Source organism: Burkholderia sp. KBS0801, from assembly GCF_005937855.2.
In the GTDB taxonomy this organism is placed as follows: Bacteria; Pseudomonadota; Gammaproteobacteria; order Burkholderiales; family Burkholderiaceae; genus Burkholderia; species Burkholderia ambifaria.
Window position 1 is genome coordinate 1225351 of sequence record NZ_CP042177.1, and the last position, 20343, is coordinate 1245693.

Sequence of the window (20343 nt, forward strand, 5' to 3'; positions counted from 1 at the left end):
ACGATGATCTCGGGTAAAGCAATATTGAAAGAGATCCTTTCGCGATGTGTGATGATGTTCGGCATCGACCATATGGTTCGCGTGTTGCTATGGCGCGATCGCGTGGCGATCCTGCTCTACCACGACCCCGATCCGGCGACGCTGGATCGACACCTCACCTACCTGAAAACCATTTGCGATCTCGTGCCGCTCGACGCACGCGGTTTGCCGGGGAACGGGCGTCCGCGCGCGGCCATCACGTTCGACGACGGACTGGCCGGGAATGCCCGCCTGCTGCCGATCTTCATCAAGCACAAGGTGCGGCCGACGATTTTCCTGTGCAGCCGTATTGTCTGCCGAGCGCGCAGACACTGGTGGTTGCATCCAGCCGCGGAGCGGCTTGGCGTCGAGCGCCTGAAGCGACTCGCGAACGATCAACGCCTCGCCGAGCTACGTGTGCACGGCTTTGATCAGGATGGCGACGACGAGCCGACGGGGCTGAACCTGGAGCAGCTCGAAGCGATGCGTCCATTCGTGGATTTTCAGGCGCATACGCGCTTTCACCCGATACTGACGCGCTGCGGCGATAGCGAATGCAAAGAGGAAATCATCGAATCCCGGCGTGAAGTCGAGGCGTTGACCGGCACCCGTTGCGAACACTTCGCCTATCCGAACGGCAATTACGGCAAGCGGGAAATCAATCTGCTGAAGGCGGCGGGGTACAAGAGTGCGCGAACCTGCGATGTCGGCTGGAACGATCACCGTAGCGACGCGTTTCGTCTGAAAACCATCATCATCGACGATCGCGCATCGCTCAGGTGGTTCATCTGCAATTTGACGGGCATCCCGCCGTTTCTGGGTTATCTGCGCAAGGGCGGCGGTTTGCGCGGGCATTTTCCCCAGTTCTGATCCGGCCGCGACCCTGTCGATACGCCAGCGCCCCCGCGATATGGAACGTGCAATGTGCGCTGGTGAACATACACGGCGCCAGCCGATGACAGACTACGGATATCGCAAGACGGACGACGTGGCTTGCAGATATTTCGGATTTCGAAAGAGTCGTGCATAAGGAGTATTCGACATGATTGCCCGACAGCTTGAAATGGGGACGATCGATGCCAGCGATGAAACCGGCGGTTCGTCTCCGAAGGAGATGATGCGTTTCGTCATCGACAATATCTGGACCGTCATCCTCATCGCCGCGGCGGTGACGATAGCGGCGAGCCTTTACTGCGTGTTCGCCACGCGCGTTTACTCCGCCGATGCGGTTCTGCAGGTCGATCGATCGAATTCCGGCGGGCTGGGCATCGCTGCGCAGCCGACCGCGCAGACCCAGCAGCCAGCCACGCCGATGGCGCAGCTGAGCCAGACCGAAATACAAATCATCCGCAGCCGCTCGGTGCTGACGCCGATCATCGAGCAATACCGGTTGTTCGTGTCCGTTACGCCGCGTACGGTGCCGGTGCTCGGCCAGATTGCCGAGCGATTTGCGACGCCCGGCCATCTCGCCGCGCCCTGGCTGGGACTGAGCGACTACGGCTGGGGCGGAGAGCGAGCCGATATTGCCGTCCTGGATGTGCCGGCCAGTCTCGAGAGCAAGGAACTGGAATTGATCGCGCTGCAACATGGCGGCTATCGGCTTGCCGATCCGAATGGACGGGTGCTGGTGGAAGGGACGGTGGGCAAGGAGGCGTCCGGCAATGGCGTGCGGATCCTGATTACGCAACTGGTGGCACGGTCGGGGATGCGCTTCGGCGTCGTCCGTTATAACGACATCGACGCCATGCAGCGCTTCTTGCGCGATCTGCGGGTGAGCGAGCAGGGCGCGGATACCGGCCTCATCAAGGTTTCCTACGAAAGTGCCGACCCCGCGCGTGCCACCGCGGTCGCCAACGATATCGCGCAGAACTACATGGCCTCGCATATTGCGTACCGTCAGGACGAGGCCACCCGGATGCTGGCCTTCGTCAACGGCGAGCTGCCGCGCCTGCGTACCGAGATGAAGGAGGCGGAAGACAAGCTCACCAAGCATCAGGCGACGACCGCTTCGCTGCAGCCGGCCAGCGAGAGCCAGGTCTATCTGCAAGGGATCATGGACTTCGACCGACAGATCGCGACGCTCTCGATTCAGCGCACGCAAATGCTCGAGCGCTTCACGACGGAGAGCGCCCAAGTCCGGACTATCGATCAGCAGCTCGGCCAGCTCAACATGGCGAAGCGCAATTTCGAGGCCCGCTTTGCCAGCATGCCTGCCGCCGCGCGCCAGTCGGCCGATCTGACACGCGATGCGAAAGTGGCCGAGCAGATCTACGTGGCAATGGTCGGCAAGGCAAACGAGTTGTCGGTCACGCGTGCGGGCACGATCGGCAACGCGCACATTCTCGATGCCGCCGTGCGACCCGCGGCGCCGATCAAGCCGCAGAGCGCCTTCATCATCCCCATAGGCGGCGTGCTGGGGCTCATGTGCGGCGTGTTGTTCGTCACCGTTCCGCGCCGGTTCTCGTCGAAGATCGAAGATCCGGTTGCCGTGGAGCGGCGCTTCCGGCTATCCGGTCTGGGCGTGATCCCGTTCAGCGAAGAACAGGTCAGGCTTTCGCGTTGCCTGCAGCAGGTCGATGCAATGCAACGCGAGCCGGAGTCGTGCGGCGATGCGTCGGCTCCCCGGATTCCGGACGGACGTGCAGGCGTCCCGGATGAAGCCGCGCCGCCGATGTGCGACTTGCGCGCCACGCTGCTGGCGATGCGGTGCCCTCAGGATGTCTCGGTCGAGGCGCTGCGCTGCGTGCGCACCGCGGTCGTCAGCGAGATGGCGGAGTTGCCCAGCAAGGTGCTGGTGATCACGAGCCCGACGCCGTCGACCGGCAAGAGCTTCGTCGCGTCCAACCTTGCCGTGCTCCTGGCGGAAACGGGCAGTCGGGTGCTTCTGATCGACGCCGACTTGCGGCGCGGCAATCTCGCTGCGCGCTTCGGGCAGCCGCGCGCATGCGGTCTTGCCGATCTGCTGGCCGGGCACATCGAAGCACGTCAGGCGATTCGGCCGATCATCGACGGCAGGTTGTCGTTCATCTCGACGGGGCCGTATACCGCCAATCCGTCGGTATTGCTGTCGACGCCGCGGATGAACGAATTGCTGAACGAGTTCCGTGCCGGTTTCGACTTCGTCATCGTCGATTCCCCGCCGGTGCTGGCCGTCAGCGATGCGTCGATGGCAGCGGGCAGCGCCGACGCGACGATTCTCGTGCTGCGTGCAAACGTGCAGACCGAGCGCGAGATCGAGGAAACACTGAGCCGCCTCGAGCGGGCAGGCGCGCGCGTGATCGGCCCGGTGTTCAATGCCGTCGCGATCCGGCGCAGCGACAAGCGCCTTTACCAATACACGAGCGCCTATATCGCCGACGAGCCGGCCAGGTGGCAAATCACGTAACGACGTCGCCGGCGCCCCAAGGGCGCCGGTGAGAACACTATCCGACACCATTCGAGCTGCTTCCCGTGGTCTACATCACGCTCCTCGCGCTGCTTTTCAGCATCACGAACTTCATCCCGGTCAGTGCGATCGGCTTCGCGCCGATTTGCCTCTGCGCGTGGCGCTTGTTCGACCGGCGCTATCCGCCGTTCGTGACATGCTTGTCAGTCTTCGGGCTGTTGGCGTTGGGATCGACGCTGCTTTACGACCCGCAAGCGTTGCTGTCGTACGACTTCTACCGCCACGACGGCAACTTCTTCGTGTCTTATGCGCCGATTCTTGCCGGTTGCCTGTATTCGCACGAGCTGGATCTCGACAAGGCGCTGAGACGCTTCTTCGTGTTTGCCGTGCTCGCGAACCTGCCGCCCTATGCCGTCTATGTCGCGCAAAACGGCCTGTTGGCGATATTCTCGAACGCCAACGACTCGTTCGGCAGCTACTTCATTGCCCGTAACGCCGCCGGCGGTTTCCTCGCGATGCTGTTCTGTCTCGGCCTGTCCTGTTACGTGAAGCGCCACGACAAGCTCGTGCTCGGGTTGCTGGTCCTCAACGCGATGTTCGTGTTTTCCACCTACAGTCGCGGATCGATGCTGGGGATGGCGACCGCAATCGCGTACCTGTTGCTGGGCCGCAAGCGCTGGTTGGTCGCGGTGCTGATGGCCGCGGCAGTGGCGTTCTCCTTCGGCGCGGCCTGGAATCACACGCAATCGGCAGTCGACTACATGGCCCACGAGCACACGGTGCGGGATGTGGACGCGAAAACGGCCAACGTGGACGTGCGCTTCGGATGGCTGTGGCCGCGGGCATTGGCGTATTTCGAGGCAAGCCCGATCATCGGGATGGGTGTCGGGTCGTTCGACGACGAAGTGCATGACGTCGTGAACTATTTCGGTGTGGTCGGCCAGCCGCGGGACGTCTCCGTGTTCCATACCGATGCGCATGCACACAATTCCTACCTGCATATCGCCGCGGAGCTGGGCGTGATCGGTCTCGCGCTGATGTTGGCCTTCTATTGGCATCTCGTCAAATGGGCAGTGGAAGGCGCCGCATCGACACTGCCTGCGCGCCGCAGCAGTGTCGGCGCGTATACGTTCGTCGAGTTGTCATCGGTGTGTCTGCTCGCGATGGGCACGACGGAGCACCGCCTGACCACGCCGTCGAATGTCCTGATTCTCGCGCTGGTCGTGTCGTTGCTGCTGTCCTGGCGCGTGCGGCGCGCGGGTGCGGTGGCAAAAGTGGCGCGTCCCGCGACGCGCGGCGTGGCGCTTACGGCAGCGGCGTCACGACGAGATAGCCAAGACACGGGCACGGTTTGTCGTCAGCGCCGGGTCGCGGCTCCGGTACGTAGAAGCTGATCGACAGGTGACTGCCGGCCCAGGACGACACGAGACGCGGTTCCGGAATCGGCGTGCCGAGGATGGCATCGACGTAATCGATGCGAAACCGGCCCGATGCCGGTGCCGGCAGGCCGTCGACCGAAAGCCATCTGCGCCCGGGTGTGCCGCCGACCTGGAACACGATGCTGTCGCCGGAGATCAGCGCGTTGCCGGACAGTTCGGGACTGAATTCGATCCGGTGATGAAACGCAGCGAGCGGGCCCGACAAGACGGACCTGAGCGTGATCAGTGAGCGCCCCGACGCGTTATAGACGCGCGTCGACCCGCGATGCGTGAGCCGGTACGGCTCGCTGCCATCCCAGTGATAGATCATCGACACGTATTTGTCGGGGTCGTCCCAATTCCGGTCGAGCGCCCACGCGGCAAGATCGAAAAAGTACGTGGGCAGGTAATTCGGATTGTCGATGTAGGTATCGCCCATCTCGGTCTGCCACAAGCCGCGCACCTTGCCGGTGGCAACGTAGCGCTGGTAAAGCCGGTCGAGGCTGTCGAGGCCGAGATAATGGACGTCGAGATAGTCGACCCAATCGAGCATTCGCGCGTGAGCGGTGGGGCTGGTGTATTCGAGCCAGCGCATGTAGTTGTCGAGGCCGCCCTGGTCGGGCCAGCCGCCGTAGACGACGTACGCGTGATACTTGCGGATGATTCGGGCGGCCGGTATGTGAATCCGCTCGACATAGTCGCGCATCGCGTCGGGGTACGGGCGGGCCAGCGCCGGATTGCGGTTGTTGCCCGGTCCATGCCAGAACGACGCTTGAGGCGAGCCGCCCGAAAGCGGGCCGGCTGCCTCATTCCAGATCTGGAAGTACTTGACGTTGTACGGCGGTGCCGAATACTTCTTCACGACGGCCTCGACATACCGTTCCCACACCGCGACGTCCTTCGGCGCGGAAAACCCGTCTCCGGGCACGGACGCATTCCATGCCGGGGTATAGCCGACGAACAGCAGGGACTTGATGCCGTTGCGGTTGTTGCGCAACAGGATCGGCGGCAATTCCGCGCCGTAGCTCGGGCCGGTCCGGTCAATATCGATCCGGCCGTCGTGCGGGCCGGGTTGCCCCGGGCCGACGGAATCGCGTCCCCAGCGGAGGCCCATGCGTTGCCAGTACGGAATATCTTCGTCCGAGCCCGGCCATCCATTGGCGCCGATCAGCTCCGTGATCCGGTGTCGCGCCGGCGACGTGCGCGGCGCAGGATTCGTGTCGGCTCCGCTCCATGCCGGCAGCGCGTTCCCCAGTAGCGCCAGCGCAAACGCAACGCACGCGCCGCGCGCCGCGCGCGTCATTTCAACGGGACGGCACATGGGCGGGCGCTCCGTTCGCGACTGGATCGTGCGCTTCGGGGAGCAGCGCGGTGTTCGGCTCGCCGAGCGACAAGTGACGCATCACCTCGCACGCGTAACGCGACTTCGTGTACAAGCCCACGTCGTACGACAGCTGCGCGTTCGCGAGATGATCGGCGAGCGCATCGAGTGCTGCCGTGAGGCTGGCGGGGTTCGACGAGTATTTGATCTTGTTGCCGATTTCGTCACCGAAGGTCGACATGCTGCCGAGATCATGAACCAGGATCGGCATGCCGAGCGCGGCCGCTTCGACGATCACCAGCGGCGCGTTCTCGCCGCAAATCGACGGGAGCACCAGCGCGTCGAGTCCGCGCGCACGCGGAAACAGCTCGGCGTGCGGCAGACTGCCTGCGAACGACACACGTCCTGCGTCGATCAGCGAAGCGTACTGGCTTTCCAGCCGGCGTCTGTCGGGACCGTCGCCGAACAGCGTGATGCACCGCACGCCGTGAAATTGCGTGGCCGCCAGCAGCTCGAGGAACTGGCCGATGCCCTTTTCCGCCGAAATTCGCCCGATGAACGCGAGTTGCAGGCCTGAATCGCGTCGGCCGGCGCGCCGTGGATGACATTCCGGAATCGCGACGGGATTGGGGACGAACACGCTGTTCGTGATGCCGCGCCGGCGCAGCGCTTCGCGCATGAACACGCTCGGGCACAGGAACAGATCGAAGGCGCTGCGCGGATCGGTCAGCCGGTCCATGGTCAGCCAGTGCATTTTCCTGAGCGTGTCGTAGACGAAGCCGCGCGGGCTCGAGCGTGTCATCAGCGGACGCAGCGTGCCGATATCATCGAGCGCGACCGGCACCACGCGCCCGCGTGGGTAATAGAGCATCAGCGGGTTATGAAACACGAGGTGGTAGTCGTGGCAGGTCAGATAGGTCCTGTAGCCGAACCGCTGCCTGTTTCGCCTGATCACGCCGAGAATCGACGAAGACATGTAGCCGTGATAGTTGTGGACCCAGATGCGATCCGGCATGAACCGTTGAATCGTCCTGTCAAGCGCCAGCGCGGCACGAATGTTCCATACGGGATGGGCGGTCAGACTGACCTCCGCGACATCGCCCTTGTCGAATTTCTCGACCACGACATCGGGCATCTCCCGCAACGTCTCCACCGACAACCGATAGACCTGCTCGGCCCCGCCGAAGGCATCGTAGTCGTTCACGATCAGCACGCGATTGTTTTGCATAAGAGGCCTCGGAGCGTGCCGATCCGCCATAGGTCAGGACGCGATGGTTTCGGGGCGCATCGCGATGGATGAATGGAATGGCTTCGATCCGGAACGGATCGATTTCGAGTGGTGCCGCCATTGATTCACGAATACGCGCCGGATTTTCCCGATCCACTTGTCAGCATGCGGTATGCCAGCAGTGAAAGAAACGAGGCGTGCCAAGGGTAAGCGCGGAGAGGCGGCATTTTTAAATGCCTAATTCGATGAAAAACGTTGCAGGAGTGAATCGTCGGCGCGTGGAACCAGCGTGTGGTGGGCATCCGTGGTTTCAAGTGAGAAACGTTGCGCGGGATAACGGCGCGATCGCTCGTTCGATGATCGTATGAATTTCGCCCGCCCGATTCGATATGAACATTTGAATTAATTAAAAGGAGCCGTCCAGAGACGCTTTGCGGAATTACGGTATTTCTTTGTGGGTTTCATAACAGAGCACGCGTGCTTCCTTCAGTACGATCGATCATGAATCGGGGTGGCGGGCGACAGACGCCGAGTAGCGAAGGGACGCGGGCCAGCGGCCATTTCCAGTCCTCGGTCGGTGCTGTCGTCATAAGCGGAAGGACCGGCTACGTCGGCGGTTTCGTGGCACGACCGTCGCGGTGGCTGCAATGCTGGGGGAAGCTGAAATGCCTGGATATTTCCACAGAGCGATCGACGTCACGTTGATCGTGTTGGGCGCGGTCGGAACATCCCATGTCGGTATGGCCGATATCGGCAGTCCACCCCGACTGGATCCCTCGTTGGTCGCATTCGTCGCCGCGCTTGCGCTGTCGGTGTTCCCCGCTTGCGGCACCTACTCGGCGCGATGCACGAAGTCGCTCGCAAGCGCGATCAGCCGCACGACGCTCGCGTGGTTCGTCGTGCAGCTGTGCGGCCTCGTATTGCTGTTCATGATTCATCGCAGCGCGCCGCCGTTGTTGCCGTGGTTCATCTACTGGACCCTGGTGAGCGGGATTTCGCTTCTCGTTTCACATACGGCCGCCCTCGTTGCATTGTCTGTCGCGCGGCCGGCATGGCTCGGCCATGGGCAGACGGCACATGGCTACGGAATCGGCGGCGCCGCCCCGGCATCGGCCGGCGAAGCGCGCCCGTCCGTGCCGGCGCGGTACATCGTGAAGCGCTGTTTCGACGTGGTCGGCGGTGCGTTGCTGCTCGTCGTGCTGTCGCCGCTGCTGATCACGCTGATGGTCGTCGTATGGTGCGACGGCGGGCCGGCGTTCTACGGACACGTTCGCGTCGGGCAGCATGGCCGCAAATTTCGCTGCATGAAGTTCCGCTCGATGGTCGTGAACGCGGACCAGATGCTCAAGCAGCTTCTGGACACGGATCCTCAGGCTCGCGCCGAGTGGGAGAGTGGCTTCAAGCTCAAGAACGATGTCCGCGTGACACGTATCGGCCGCTTTCTGCGCCGCACGAGCCTGGACGAGCTGCCGCAGCTGTGGAACGTGATGCGCGGAGAGATGAGTCTGGTGGGGCCGCGGCCGATCGTCGATGAAGAGCTTGCGCGTTACGGCGCCGACGTCAAGTACTACCTGCAGGTCAGGCCCGGCATGACGGGGCTTTGGCAGGTCAGCGGCCGCAGCAATACCGACTATGCGACGCGCGTGTCGCTGGATGTGGACTATGTGAAGAACTGGTCGGTCCTTCGGGACGTGGTGATCCTGTTCAAGACGATCAAGGTGGTCGTCAAGGGCCACGGCGCGTACTGATCACCCGGGCGCGATCCCGTCGCCGGGATCGATTACCTCACGCACATACTGAAGAGATGTCGACATGGCTCATGTGATGCAAAGCGATACGGCCGTCAGCGATTCAACGCGCTTCGGCAGGGTGGCGATCGTGCACGACTGGCTGACGACGTATGCCGGATCCGAACGCGTGCTGGAGCAGATCATCCGGATCTGGCCTGACGCGGACTTGTTCAGCATCGTCGACTTCTTCCCCGAAGAGCATCGCGCCGCGCTGGGCGGCAAGCATGCGAAGACCTCGTTCATCCAGCATCTGCCTCGGGCGAGAACGGCTTTTCGCACGTACTTGCCGCTCATGCCGCTGGCCGTCGAACAGTTCGATCTCTCCGCGTACGACCTCGTGATTTCGTCGAGCCATGCGGTTGCGAAGGGGGTCATTACCGGGCCCGACCAGGTCCATGTCAGCTACGTGCATTCGCCTATCCGCTACGCGTGGGATCTTCAGCACCAGTACCTGATGCAGGCCGGCGTGACGAAGGGGCCGAAGAGCTGGCTCGCACGCAGCGTGCTGCATTACATGCGCATCTGGGATCAGCGCACCGCGCATGGTGTCGATGCGTTCGTCGCGAACTCGGAATTTATCGGCCGCCGGATTCGCAAGATCTATGGAGCCGGCTCGACGGTCGTGTATCCGCCGGTAGACGTCGATCGTTTCGACCTCGGCATACACCGTGAGGATTTCTATCTGATCGCGTCGCGGATGGTGCCGTACAAGCGTATCCCGTTGATCGTCGAGGCGTTCGCGAGCCTCCCCAATCGACGTCTGGTCGTCGTCGGCGACGGGCCCGACTTCAAGCGGGCGAAGGCGCTGGCGGGGCCGAACGTCACGTTGCTCGGGTATCAGCCGACCCCCGTGCTGATCGACCTGATGCGGCGCACGCGCGCGTTCGTGTTCGCCGCGGAAGAGGATTTCGGCATCACGCTCGTGGAGGCGCAGGCCTGCGGCGCGCCGGTCATCGCGTACGGCCGCGGCGGGGCGCTCGAAACGGTCATCGAGTCGCAGGATCCGAACTACGGCACGGGCCTGTTTTTCATGCAGCAGAGCGTGCCGGCGATCGTCGATGCGATCGCGCGCTTCGAAGCGCATGAGCCGATGCGTCCGGAGGTGTGTCGCGGCAATGCGGTTCGCTTTACCGCGGAGCGCTTCAGAGCCGAGTTTCTGCAGGTCGTCGAGAACGCCATATGCGAGGCGCGCGCGCGATGTTCGCCACACGGTGCATTCGAGGGAGCATGAATTGATCGCACAGATCGCAGCGTGGCGGAGCCGCCTGTCCCGGCTTCACCCCGACCATCTGCGGATCGCGCGGGGCGCGATCTGGATTTCGACGTTTGTCTTGCTCGGCAAAGTCGCGGCCGCGCTGCGGGAAATGGCGATCGCCTACCACTACGGCATCAGCCCGGTCGTCGATGCCTACCAGCTCACGTTCAACCTGATTACCTTTCTGCCGGCGGCATTCGTCGTCGGGCTTCAGATCATGCTGGTGCCCACGCTGGTCGGATTACGCACGCAGCCCGTGCGCGAGCAGGCCCGCTTTCTGGGCGAATTGCAGATGGTGGCGCTGGTGTTCGGCAGCGTCTGCGCAACGGCGTTGCTGGCTGCGTGGCCCTGGGTGCTCGGACTGTTCGAGCGCAACCTGTCCGGCGAGACGCGCGAGATGTCTCGCGCGATGATGATGACGATGAGCCCGATCGGCATCCTGATGATGACGATCTGCGTGTTCGCCGCGCGCCTGCAGGCGCGCGAGCGCCACATCAACACGTTGCTGGAGGCCCTGCCTGCCGTCGTGGTGCTGCTCTTCCTGGTCGTCTGGCAGCAAGGGAATTCGCCCGCGCCGCTGATGTGGGGTACGACGATCGGTTTCCTGCTGCAAGCGGCGTGGCTCGCCGCGCTGGCGCGCGCCACCGACGGTGTGCAAACCCGATTCTTTTTTTCGCTGCGTTCGCCGCAATGGTCGCGCAACTATCGCACGGTCGGCATGTTCATGCTGTGTCAACTCGTGTTGAGCCTTGCGGTGCCCCTCGATCAGTATTTCGTCGCGGGCCTCGGCGATGGCGCGATCGCGACGCTCTCCTATTCGGGCCGGCTGATCGCGCTGCTCGAGGGCGTCGGCGCGATGGCCATCGGCCGCGCGACATTGCCGGTGTTCTCGGATATCCAGAGCAACGGCGAGCCGGCGAGGGCACGCGAGATGGCGCTCAAGTGGTCGTTCCTGATGCTGGGCGTTGGCGTGCTGGTGACGGCGATCGTCTGGCCGCTCGCGCCGATCGTCATCAAGCTGATCTTTCAACACGGCGCGTTCACGGACGCGGACACGGCCACCGTCGCCCATCTGGTGCGCTGGAGTCTCGTGAAGTTGCCGTTTTATTTCGCACAACTGGTGCTGCTGCAACTGTTCGCGAGCGAAGGGCGCCTGAAGGCATTGGCCGGCATGGCCATCGTGTGCTTCATCGTCAAGGCGCTCGCCAATGTCGTGTTGATCCAGTGGCTCGGCATCGTCGGTATCGTGCTCGCATCGGCGGCATCCGCCGCGAGCGCGTTCGCCTACCATCTATCGCTCATGGGTTGGGATCGGCACGTTCGAACGGTCACCCGGAGCGGCAAACGAAAGTCATGATCGTCGTCCGTTCACTGCGCGGCCGTGGAGCGGCGGCGACGACATGATGAACCACGCATGTCGCGAATCGAACGTCCAGTGTGTCGTTACGCACGGTCTGCGAAATCGATGCGACTTAGAGTGAATGCATGAAAGGGCGGGCGCGATCGTCCGGAAAGCATCGCGCGTCCGAATGCGCTTCAGTCGCGGGAGACAGCGGCGCGTTCCTCGACAGCGGAGCGATACCATGTCATCACTGCAAGTAGAGACGTGCGACCTCGACGAAGGCCGGCAGCCGGAGTGCGGTCCGGTCGTCGATCAGTCGACGGCGCCGGTGCGTACGCGGATTCTGCCGGTCATTCTGGCCGGCGGTTCGGGCACACGCCTATGGCCGGTTTCGCGCGAGCATTATCCGAAGCAACTGATCGACGTCGTCGGATCGGATTCGTTGCTGCAAGCCACCGCGACGCGAATGACCGATCTCCCGGCCGGCTGGCAGGTGTCGGGCTCACCTGTCGTCGTGTGCGGCGCCGACCTTCAATTCCTGATCGCCGAGCAGCTGCGCGCGGGCGGGATCGACGCTCGGTTCATCGTCGAGCCCGTGCGGCGCGATACCGCGCCCGCGTTGACACTGGCGGCCTCGTTCGCATGCGCGGCCGGCGACGACGCGATCCTGGTCGTCATGCCGTCCGACCAGTTGATCAAGGACACGCCGGCGCTCAAGCGGGCCGTTGCCCTGGCCGCGCGCCATGCGGAAGCGGGAGCGATCGCGACGCTCGGTGTGCCGCCGACCCATGCCGCGACTGCTTTCGGGTACATCTGCGTCGGTGCCGCGATTGGCGACGGCGCGCACCGGATCGAGCGGTTCGTCGAGAAGCCATCGGCGGAGCGCGCCGCCGAGTACCTCGCGGCGGGCGGCTACTGGTGGAACAGCGGCATCTTCGTGTTGCGCGCGTCGGTCTGGCTCGCGACGTTGCAACGCCTGCAGCCGGACATGCACGAGTCGTGTCTTGCTGCGTTCGTCGCCGGCGCGTCCAGCGGCAGCGTCTTCAATCCCGAGCCCGGTGCGTTCGCCCGCGTCGACGCGAACTCGATCGATTATGCGGTCATGGAGCGCATCGGCATGCCCGAATCGGAGTGCGACGGAGTTGTCATACCGCTCGACGCCGGCTGGTCGGACCTCGGTTCGTGGGATGGCGTGTGGGACGCGCTCGACAAGGACGATTGCGGCAATGTGGGACGCGGACGCGTCATGTTCGAAGGCGCGGCTTCCACGTACGCTCATTCGAACGGACGCCTCGTGGCATGCGTGGGTACCACCAATGTCGTCGTGGTGGAAACGGCCGATGCGGTGCTCGTGGCCGACCGGGCGCACGTGCAGGACGTGAAGCGGCTCGTGGCGCGCATCAAGGCGGAGCGGGCGCCCGAGGCCGATTCGCATCGCAAGGTGCATCGTCCATGGGGCTTCTATGATTCGATCGATCGCGGCGAGCGTTTTCAGGTGAAGCATATTGTCGTATCGCCCGGTGGGCGGCTGTCGTTGCAGATGCATCACCACCGTGCGGAGCATTGGGTCGTCGTGCGTGGCACCGCGCTCGTCACGCGCGGTGACGAGCAGCTGCTGCTTACCGAAAACGAGTCGGCTTTTATCCCGGTCGGCGTGCGTCACCGGCTCGAGAATCCGGGTAAAGTCCCGCTCGAGATCATCGAGGTTCAATCGGGCACGTATCTGGGCGAAGACGACATCGTTCGTTTCGATGACAGCTATGGGCGCTGCGACTCGCACGCGTGATGCCGAATGAAGCGCGTGCGACGTCCGCCGCATCGGCGTTGCCCGCCTTATCCTGGTGCCGCGCCTGCCGGGGCATCGCTTCGTCGCGTCGGTTCATCGCGGCACGGCACGGCAACCCGCGCCGACGCGCGTTCGCGGCGCGGCGCACCGCTGCCGCATTTCGCATGCGGGGTTAGAGAGAGGGGCTGGGCAACGGGGTAAGGCTGCAAACCGCTTCGCCCTCCGGCCGCCCGACCGTACCTGCGTCGGGCAGGGCCGCGCGGTGCCGATGCGGAAACAAGCGGTCGAACTCGCGCTTGACGAGTCCATAGCATTCGCAGGCGTTCGCTTCGAGACCGTTGCGATCCAGCACCCGGATATGGCCGCGGCGATGGAGGATGAGGCCTTCGCGATGCAGCTTTCCGGCCGCTTCGGTGACGCCCTCGCGCCGCACGCCGAGCATTTCCGAGATCAGTTGCTGGGTGACCGCCAGTTCGTACGAGTCGACCCGGTCGACCTCGATCAGCAGCCACCGGCAAAGTTGCTTGTTCAATGAATGGTGCCGGTTGCACGCGGCCATCTGTGCGATCTGGGTGAGCAGTGCGTGCATGTAGAGCAGCATCAGGCGCTGCATGCGCTCGGATCGCGCGAAATGGAGCCGGAGCGCCTGCGCGCTCATTCGATACGCGAAGCCGGCGTACTGCACCTGGACGCGGTTCGGCATCGCTTCGCCGCCGGTCAGGACGGGCACGCCGGTCATGCCTTCGCGGCCGACTGCGGCAACCTCGACGGAGCCGCCGTTTTCCATCGTGTAGAGGATGGAGATGACTGCCGTGGTCGGGAAGTAGACGTGATGGATCCGCTGCCCCGAGTCATACAGCAGTTGTTCCGCGCGCAAACGAACGAGTTCGAGGTGGGGTGCGAGCGCTTGCCATTCATCGTATGGCAAAGCGCTGAGGAGGTGGTTGCCGTGAAGATCCGATTGCAGCGCCAACATGTCAAGTTCTCCATCCGAAGCCGCATGTGACGCAGCTTGTTGCATCCACATCCGATTTGCGCGCCTAGCCATGATCTGCCGGATGAACGGCGAGCAGGGGAAGTACCGGCGTGTCGATTCAACGCTATGCGGCCCGGATGCAGATGCTGAATTTATCGAGCAAGTGGCTAGGTTTAAAGCTAGAAACATGCCAATCGAACGGAAAGCAAGCGCTGATATGGTGCAACCAGTTGTCCGTGCGAGCGCTTGCGGAAATACGTACACCGACGATTGAGTTGTGTTTCAATTTCGAACGCCGTTTTCGGCGAGCGGCCCGGCGGTCTTCCCGATGATTCAACCGAGGTGGTTGATTCGATTGGGTTTCCATGGCCAAGACCCGCGCACGTCCGCTGCGCATCGCACGTCAGGCGGCTGCATCTGCGGCAAATCGGCATCCCGCCGGGATCGAATTGTTTCAGAAGTGTTCACGGTGGTTTCCCTATGGCGGCCCGCACAAGGTCGCCGAACGTCAGCCTCGCTCGCGGGTTTTTTGTTTTCACGGCGTGCCCGTCGGGTGCGTTCGTGGCCACCTTGCTAGGCGATACCCCAATGCCTTTCACCGGCGCCTCAACGCACACTGGTTCTCGTCGCTCGAGGAATGCCGGCGGCCACGTCCAGTACCGGATCCGATTCGCATGAAGTTCGTTCAACCGTCGTCCAGCATCCGGGTTCAGCTCAGGTGGGGAGGCCAAATGGGACAGTGCCGTCGCATCTATTCACGTTTCGTCGTCGCTAGCTCGATCGCCGGTCTGGCGATTCTGGCAGGCGTTGGCCACGCGCATGCAGAGGACGGTCCCGCGAGCTCACCGACCGCGTTCAAGCCATCGGAAAGAACGATCAACGCTTATGCGGTGTATGGCGACGGACGCGCGACCGACGGCGGCGATATGCATTGGCGCGCCTACGAAGTCGGCTTCGGCGACGTGTTGAACGACTACTTCTCGATCTACCTCGCCTATTTGAACGAGGGGCATCCGGTGGATCACCACCGTGACGGCTTCGCCGCGCTGGGTTCGTTTCGTTGGCCGCTTGGCAATCGCGTGGCGGTCGAATTGTCGGCGGGGCCGTATTTCGGCATCGACACGACCCATGTCGACAACCAGGCGCGCAATGAAAAGCGCTGGGGTGTGCGCGCGTCAGCAGCCGTGCGGTATTACATCGTTCCCGATCGCTTCTTCCTCAAGCTGCAGTACAACCACGTCCAGATGATTGGCGGATTCAATTCCGACGCGGTGCTGTTCGGCATCGGTTCGGATTTCGGCGGCGATCCCGGCCCGGCGTTGTCGGACGGCAAGACGCAGGTCAGCGTGTGGGCGGGGACGTCGCAGACGAACCGTCCGCAAGTGCCGATCGAAAAGGGCTATATGGTCGAAGTCAAGCGGCCGCTCGGCAATGCGTGGGCCTATTCGGCGAGCTTCGTCTACGAAGGCAACAATGGCGTCGCCGGCCGAAGAGGTGTGGCGGCGCAACTCTGGTACGTCGCGCCGATCAAGACCAAATGGACGCTTTCGGCAGGGGCAGGTCCGTATCTCTCGCACGATCGGGACGAAGTGTCGAGCAAAACGAGAGTCAATGCGTTGCTCAGCGCGCAGGTGAGTTACCAGCTCACGAACGATTGGGCGGCGAGCTTGCGCTTCAATCGCGTCGCAACCGGCAACGACAAGGACCAGGACATGTTCATGGTCGGCTTGGCCCGCAATTTCTAGGGCTTCATTCTCACGCGCAGTTTCGCGGCGCAACTTGAAATTCATGGGTGGTGCGGCACAAGCGTCGCACCTCGAGCGGTGCTGCCGGATTCCAGCGTGCCGGGGGAGCGGCAGCGCCTGCTTGGGGCAGGCACGAAAATCGCTGCGACACGCAAACAAACGTTGCACTGACAACCGGTCGGGGTGCCGGTTGCCTGCGTCGGTAAAAATCTCCCACCCATCACGGAATCGCGTGCAGCGTTGAAAAGGAGCGGCTACGAAGCACAGGGTCGCGCAATACGGGTCCAAGGCGCTCCAATTGTCGATTTCGCGATCTATTGTTAAGGGGCAACGCCATGCACATATTCACGAACTTGAGCCCGTTGGTCTCGCTGATCGCTGGCATTCTGATTCTGGTGGTGCCGCGCTTGCTGAATTTCATCGTTGCGATCTACCTGATCATCATAGGATTGCTCGGACTGTTCGCAGGACATATACACTGACGAGCCCGTTTCGGCCTCTGTCCCCGATTCGACGGGCACCGATCGCTTGAATACGGATCCAATGACGATTTGAAAAAACCGCGAGCGAGAAAACGAATGAAGCGCTCGCGGTTTTTTGATGTTGCATGCCACATGCATCGGCGCTGCTACGTAGCGCGCGACCGTACCCTCACTGCAACGAAACCGACCCCATGTGATACTTGGCGCGCACATCGCACCGCACATCGTTGCTGCCCCCTCGGCACACGCGCGCCGGTCGATGGACTTCAACGCAGTTTGCCTGCCTCGACATCAACCGCCATGACCGACTCGACCCATCACTATTACGAACCCTCGCAAGGCCACGGCCTGCCGCACGATCCGCTGAACGCGATCGTGGGCCCGCGCCCGATCGGCTGGATCTCTTCCCGCGGCAGCGACGGCACGATCAACCTCGCGCCGTACAGCTTCTTCAACGCATTCAACTATCGTCCGCCGATCATCGGCTTTTCGAGCACGGCCGCGAAGGACAGCCTGCGCAACGTGCAGGAGACCGGCGAGTTCGTCTGGAACCTCGCGACGCGCGATCTCGCCGACAGGATGAACCAGACCTGTGCGGCCGTGCCGTACGGCGTCGACGAATTCGAACTCGGCGGCCTGACCGCGATCCCGTCGCGCCTCGTGAATGTGCCGCGCGTCGCGGAAAGCGGCGTCAACTTCGAATGCAAGGTGACCGACGTGATTCCGCTGCGCGATCACCAAGGCGTCGCCACGCCGGCCACGCTGGTGCTCGGCGAAGTCATCGCGGTGCACATTCGCCACGACCTGCTGAAGGACGGCATCTTCGACACGTTCGGCGCGGGCATCATTCTTCGCGCGGGCGGCCCGTCGGCCTACGTGCACGTCAGGCCCGACAGCCGCTTCGATATCGCGCGCCCCGACGCGTAACCCATCGCGCCGGCACGAGCCGGCAAGCGTCCCGAATCCACTGAGACCCCGCCGAGATCCCGGATTTCGCGGGGTCTCGTGCTTCGTATCGTCCGACATGATCGACGCCGAGCGAGACCGGCGCGGCCTCGATCCAAAAGCTCCCAGCCGTTGACGCATCGCAGCACACGCGGCCTTCATTCACCGCGCCGGCGGCGCCGATCGCCCGCCGAAACCCGCCATGGCAAATCTGCTCACCGCAATCGAGCGGCTTGGTCATCGACGTCGCGCGCCGCGAGGCATAGATTTCCAAGGTTGGCGTGCTTATCCGTGCGCCAGCCCGCGCGTGAGCCGGCAACCGGCCGCGCGTTTCCAACAGCGTGAGACACAATCGAGCGTGGAGACGACACGATGAGCCTGTCAGAGCCATTGCGTCTGCATGTGCCGGAGCCCACCGGGCGTCCGGGCTGCAGGACGGATTTTTCCTATCTGCATCTATCGCCGGCCGGCGCGGTTCGTCGCCCGCCGATCGACGTTGCTCCCGCGGACACCGCCCATCTCGCCCGCAGCCTCGTGCGCGTGCTCGACGACCACGGCGCGGCCCTCGGCCCATGGGCGCCGGACCTCGACGATGCGCGCCTGATCGCCGGGATGCGCGCGATGCTGAAGACGCGCATCTTCGACGCGCGCATGATGATCGCGCAGCGTCAGAAGAAAATCTCCTTCTACATGGTGAGCCTCGGCGAAGAGGCGATCGGCGCCGCGCACGCGATGGCGCTGCGTCACGGCGACATGTGCTTCCCGACCTATCGCCAGCAAAGCATCCTGATCGCGCGCGACGTGCCGCTCGAACGGATGATCTGCCAGCTGATGTCGAACGAAGGCGACCCGCTGAAGGGGCGCCAGCTTCCGGTGATGTACTCGGACCGCGAAGCCGGCTTCTTCTCGATCTCCGGCAATCTCGCGACGCAGTTCATCCAGGCGGTGGGCTGGGCGATGGCGTCGGCGATCAAGGGCGACACGAAGATCGCGTCCGCTTGGATCGGCGACGGCGCGACCGCGGAAGCCGACTTCCACACCGCGCTGACGTTCGCGCACGTGTATCGCGCGCCGGTCGTGCTGAACGTCGTCAACAACCAGTGGGCGATCTCGACGTTCCAGGCGATAGCGGGCGGCGAGGGTACCACCTTCGCCGGGCGCGGCGTCGGCTGCGGCATCGCTTCACTGCGCGTCGACGGCAACGACTTCCTCGCGATCTACGCGGCATCGGCCTGGGCCGCGGAACGCGCGCGCCGCAATCTCGGCCCGACGCTGATCGAATGGGTCACCTACCGCGCGGGCGCGCATTCGACGTCCGACGATCCGACGAAATACCGGCCGGCCGACGACTGGGCCCATTTCCCGCTCGGCGATCCGATCGCGCGCTTCAAGCAGCATCTGATCGCGAAAGGCATCTGGTCGGACAGCGCGCACGATGCGCTCACGGCCGAGCTGGAAGCCGAAGTGATCGCCGCGCAGAAGGAAGCGGAGAAGTTCGGCACGCTGGCCGACGACCGGATTCCGTCGCCGGCCTCGATGTTCGACGACGTGTACAAGGAGCTGCCCGCGCACCTGCGCCGTCAGCGTCAGGAACTGGGAGCGTGATCATGGCGCAACGGGAAACGACGACGGCATCGGCGCAGCCGATGACGATGATCCAGGCGCTGCGCTCCGCGATGGACGTGATGCTCGAGCGCGACGGCGACGTGGTGGTGTTCGGGCAGGACGTCGGCTACTTCGGCGGCGTGTTCCGCTGCACCGAAGGGCTGCAGGCCAAGTACGGCAAGTCGCGCGTGTTCGATGCGCCGATCTCGGAAGGCGGGATCGTCGGCGCGGCGGTCGGGATGGGCGCGTATGGATTGCGGCCGGTCTGCGAGATCCAGTTCGCGGACTACTTCTATCCGGCGTCCGACCAGATCGTGTCGGAAGGCGCACGGCTGCGCTATCGCTCCGCGGGCCAGTTCACCGCGCCGATGACGATCCGGATGCCGTGCGGCGGCGGCATCTACGGCGGCCAGACGCACAGCCAGAGCCCGGAGGCGATGTTCACGCAGGTCTGCGGGTTGCGCACGGTGATGCCGTCGAATCCGTACGATGCGAAAGGGTTGCTGATCGCGTCGATCGAGAACGACGATCCGGTGATCTTCCTCGAGCCGAAACGGCTGTACAACGGGCCGTTCGACGGCCATCACGAGCGTCCGGTCACGTCGTGGCTCAAGCATCCGGGCAGCGTGGTGCCGGACGGCTATTACACGGTGCCGCTCGATACGGCGGCCGTGGTGCGGCCCGGCAACGACCTGACGGTGCTGACGTACGGCACGACCGTGCACGTGTCGCTCGCCGCGGCCGAGGAGACCGGCATCGACGCGGAAGTGATCGATTTGCGCACGCTGTGGCCTGTCGACCTCGACACGATCGTCGCGTCGGTGCGCAAGACCGGCCGCTGCGTGGTGGTGCACGAAGCGACGCGCACCTGCGGCTACGGCGCGGAACTGGTATCGCTCGTCCAGGAGCACTGCTTCTACCATCTGGAAGCACCGGTCGAGCGGACGACGGGCTGGGACACGCCGTATCCGCACGCGCAGGAATGGGCGTATTTCCCCGGCCCGGCCCGGGTTGGCGAAGCATTGCGACGCGTGATGGAGGCCTGAG

Annotated in this window: 14 protein-coding genes and 1 pseudogene; 12 read left to right on the plus strand and 3 right to left on the minus strand. The window is 63.6% G+C overall.

Annotated elements, in window-relative coordinates; translation table 11 throughout:
* Positions 1 to 3: 3 nt before the first annotated feature.
* From FFI87_RS06005 to FFI87_RS06015, 3 genes are all read left to right on the plus strand, one after another.
* A complete protein-coding gene (locus tag FFI87_RS06005; protein ID WP_138847996.1) occupies positions 4 to 888 on the plus strand; it encodes a polysaccharide deacetylase family protein in 885 nt (294 codons plus the stop codon).
* Between the two features lie 172 nt (positions 889 to 1060).
* The gene (locus FFI87_RS06010) at positions 1061 to 3403 is read left to right on the plus strand and encodes a polysaccharide biosynthesis tyrosine autokinase (RefSeq protein WP_138847995.1); all 2343 of its coding nucleotides are present in this window, start codon (positions 1061 to 1063) and stop codon (positions 3401 to 3403) included.
* 65 nt (positions 3404 to 3468) lie between these two features.
* On the plus strand, positions 3469 to 4797 hold the full coding sequence (locus tag FFI87_RS06015; protein WP_138847994.1) for an O-antigen ligase family protein: 1329 nt from the start codon (positions 3469 to 3471) through the stop codon (positions 4795 to 4797).
* Here the strand turns inward: FFI87_RS06015 and FFI87_RS06020 are convergent.
* Together FFI87_RS06020 and FFI87_RS06025 are read right to left on the minus strand one after the other, a co-directional pair.
* Positions 4709 to 6142: a hypothetical protein gene (locus FFI87_RS06020; RefSeq protein WP_138847993.1), complete on the minus strand. Its 1434-nt coding sequence runs from the start codon at positions 6140 to 6142 to the stop codon at positions 4709 to 4711. The genes FFI87_RS06015 and FFI87_RS06020 overlap by 89 nt on opposite strands.
* Positions 6126 to 7370 (minus strand): glycosyltransferase family 4 protein, encoded by a 1245-nt coding sequence (locus FFI87_RS06025; protein WP_138847992.1) that lies wholly within the window; start codon positions 7368 to 7370, stop codon positions 6126 to 6128. Before FFI87_RS06025 ends, FFI87_RS06020 begins: the two co-directional genes overlap by 17 nt.
* A gap of 665 nt (positions 7371 to 8035) precedes the next feature.
* On the opposite strand from FFI87_RS06025, the gene FFI87_RS06030 reads away from it, so the two are divergent.
* From FFI87_RS06030 to FFI87_RS06045, 4 genes and pseudogenes are all read left to right on the plus strand, one after another.
* The gene (locus tag FFI87_RS06030) at positions 8036 to 9118 is read left to right on the plus strand and encodes a sugar transferase (RefSeq protein WP_138847991.1); all 1083 of its coding nucleotides are present in this window, start codon (positions 8036 to 8038) and stop codon (positions 9116 to 9118) included.
* Positions 9119 to 9182: 64 nt separating this feature from the next.
* A pseudogene (locus FFI87_RS06035) lies at positions 9183 to 10388 on the plus strand (glycosyltransferase family 4 protein); the annotation flags it as partial.
* A gap of 4 nt (positions 10389 to 10392) precedes the next feature.
* A complete protein-coding gene (murJ, locus tag FFI87_RS06040) occupies positions 10393 to 11772 on the plus strand; it encodes a murein biosynthesis integral membrane protein MurJ (protein WP_138848497.1) in 1380 nt (459 codons plus the stop codon).
* 226 nt (positions 11773 to 11998) lie between these two features.
* Positions 11999 to 13543 carry a mannose-1-phosphate guanylyltransferase/mannose-6-phosphate isomerase gene (locus FFI87_RS06045; RefSeq protein ID WP_138847989.1) on the plus strand — a complete coding sequence of 515 codons (1545 nt, stop codon included), beginning with the start codon at positions 11999 to 12001 and terminating at the stop codon, positions 13541 to 13543.
* Between the two features lie 172 nt (positions 13544 to 13715).
* Here the strand turns inward: FFI87_RS06045 and FFI87_RS06050 are convergent, their stop codons facing one another.
* Positions 13716 to 14519, minus strand: a complete 804-nt coding sequence (locus FFI87_RS06050; RefSeq protein WP_138847988.1) for a Crp/Fnr family transcriptional regulator — start codon at positions 14517 to 14519, stop codon at positions 13716 to 13718.
* A 731-nt stretch (positions 14520 to 15250) separates the two neighbouring features.
* Between FFI87_RS06050 and FFI87_RS06055 the strand changes: the two genes are divergently transcribed.
* The 5 genes from FFI87_RS06055 (at position 15251) to FFI87_RS06075 (ending at position 20342) form a co-directional block, all read left to right on the plus strand.
* Positions 15251 to 16264, plus strand: coding sequence for a hypothetical protein (locus tag FFI87_RS06055; protein ID WP_138848496.1), 1014 nt, complete (start codon positions 15251 to 15253; stop codon positions 16262 to 16264).
* A gap of 335 nt (positions 16265 to 16599) precedes the next feature.
* Positions 16600 to 16746 carry a DUF3096 domain-containing protein gene (locus FFI87_RS06060; RefSeq protein WP_011656453.1) on the plus strand — a complete coding sequence of 49 codons (147 nt, stop codon included), beginning with the start codon at positions 16600 to 16602 and terminating at the stop codon, positions 16744 to 16746.
* A gap of 300 nt (positions 16747 to 17046) precedes the next feature.
* On the plus strand, positions 17047 to 17673 hold the full coding sequence (locus FFI87_RS06065) for a flavin reductase family protein (protein WP_138847987.1): 627 nt from the start codon (positions 17047 to 17049) through the stop codon (positions 17671 to 17673).
* A 390-nt stretch (positions 17674 to 18063) separates the two neighbouring features.
* The gene (locus FFI87_RS06070) at positions 18064 to 19296 is read left to right on the plus strand and encodes a 3-methyl-2-oxobutanoate dehydrogenase (2-methylpropanoyl-transferring) subunit alpha (RefSeq protein ID WP_138847986.1); all 1233 of its coding nucleotides are present in this window, start codon (positions 18064 to 18066) and stop codon (positions 19294 to 19296) included.
* A gap of 2 nt (positions 19297 to 19298) precedes the next feature.
* Positions 19299 to 20342: an alpha-ketoacid dehydrogenase subunit beta gene (locus FFI87_RS06075; protein WP_138847985.1), complete on the plus strand. Its 1044-nt coding sequence runs from the start codon at positions 19299 to 19301 to the stop codon at positions 20340 to 20342.
* Position 20343 lies beyond the last annotated feature (1 nt).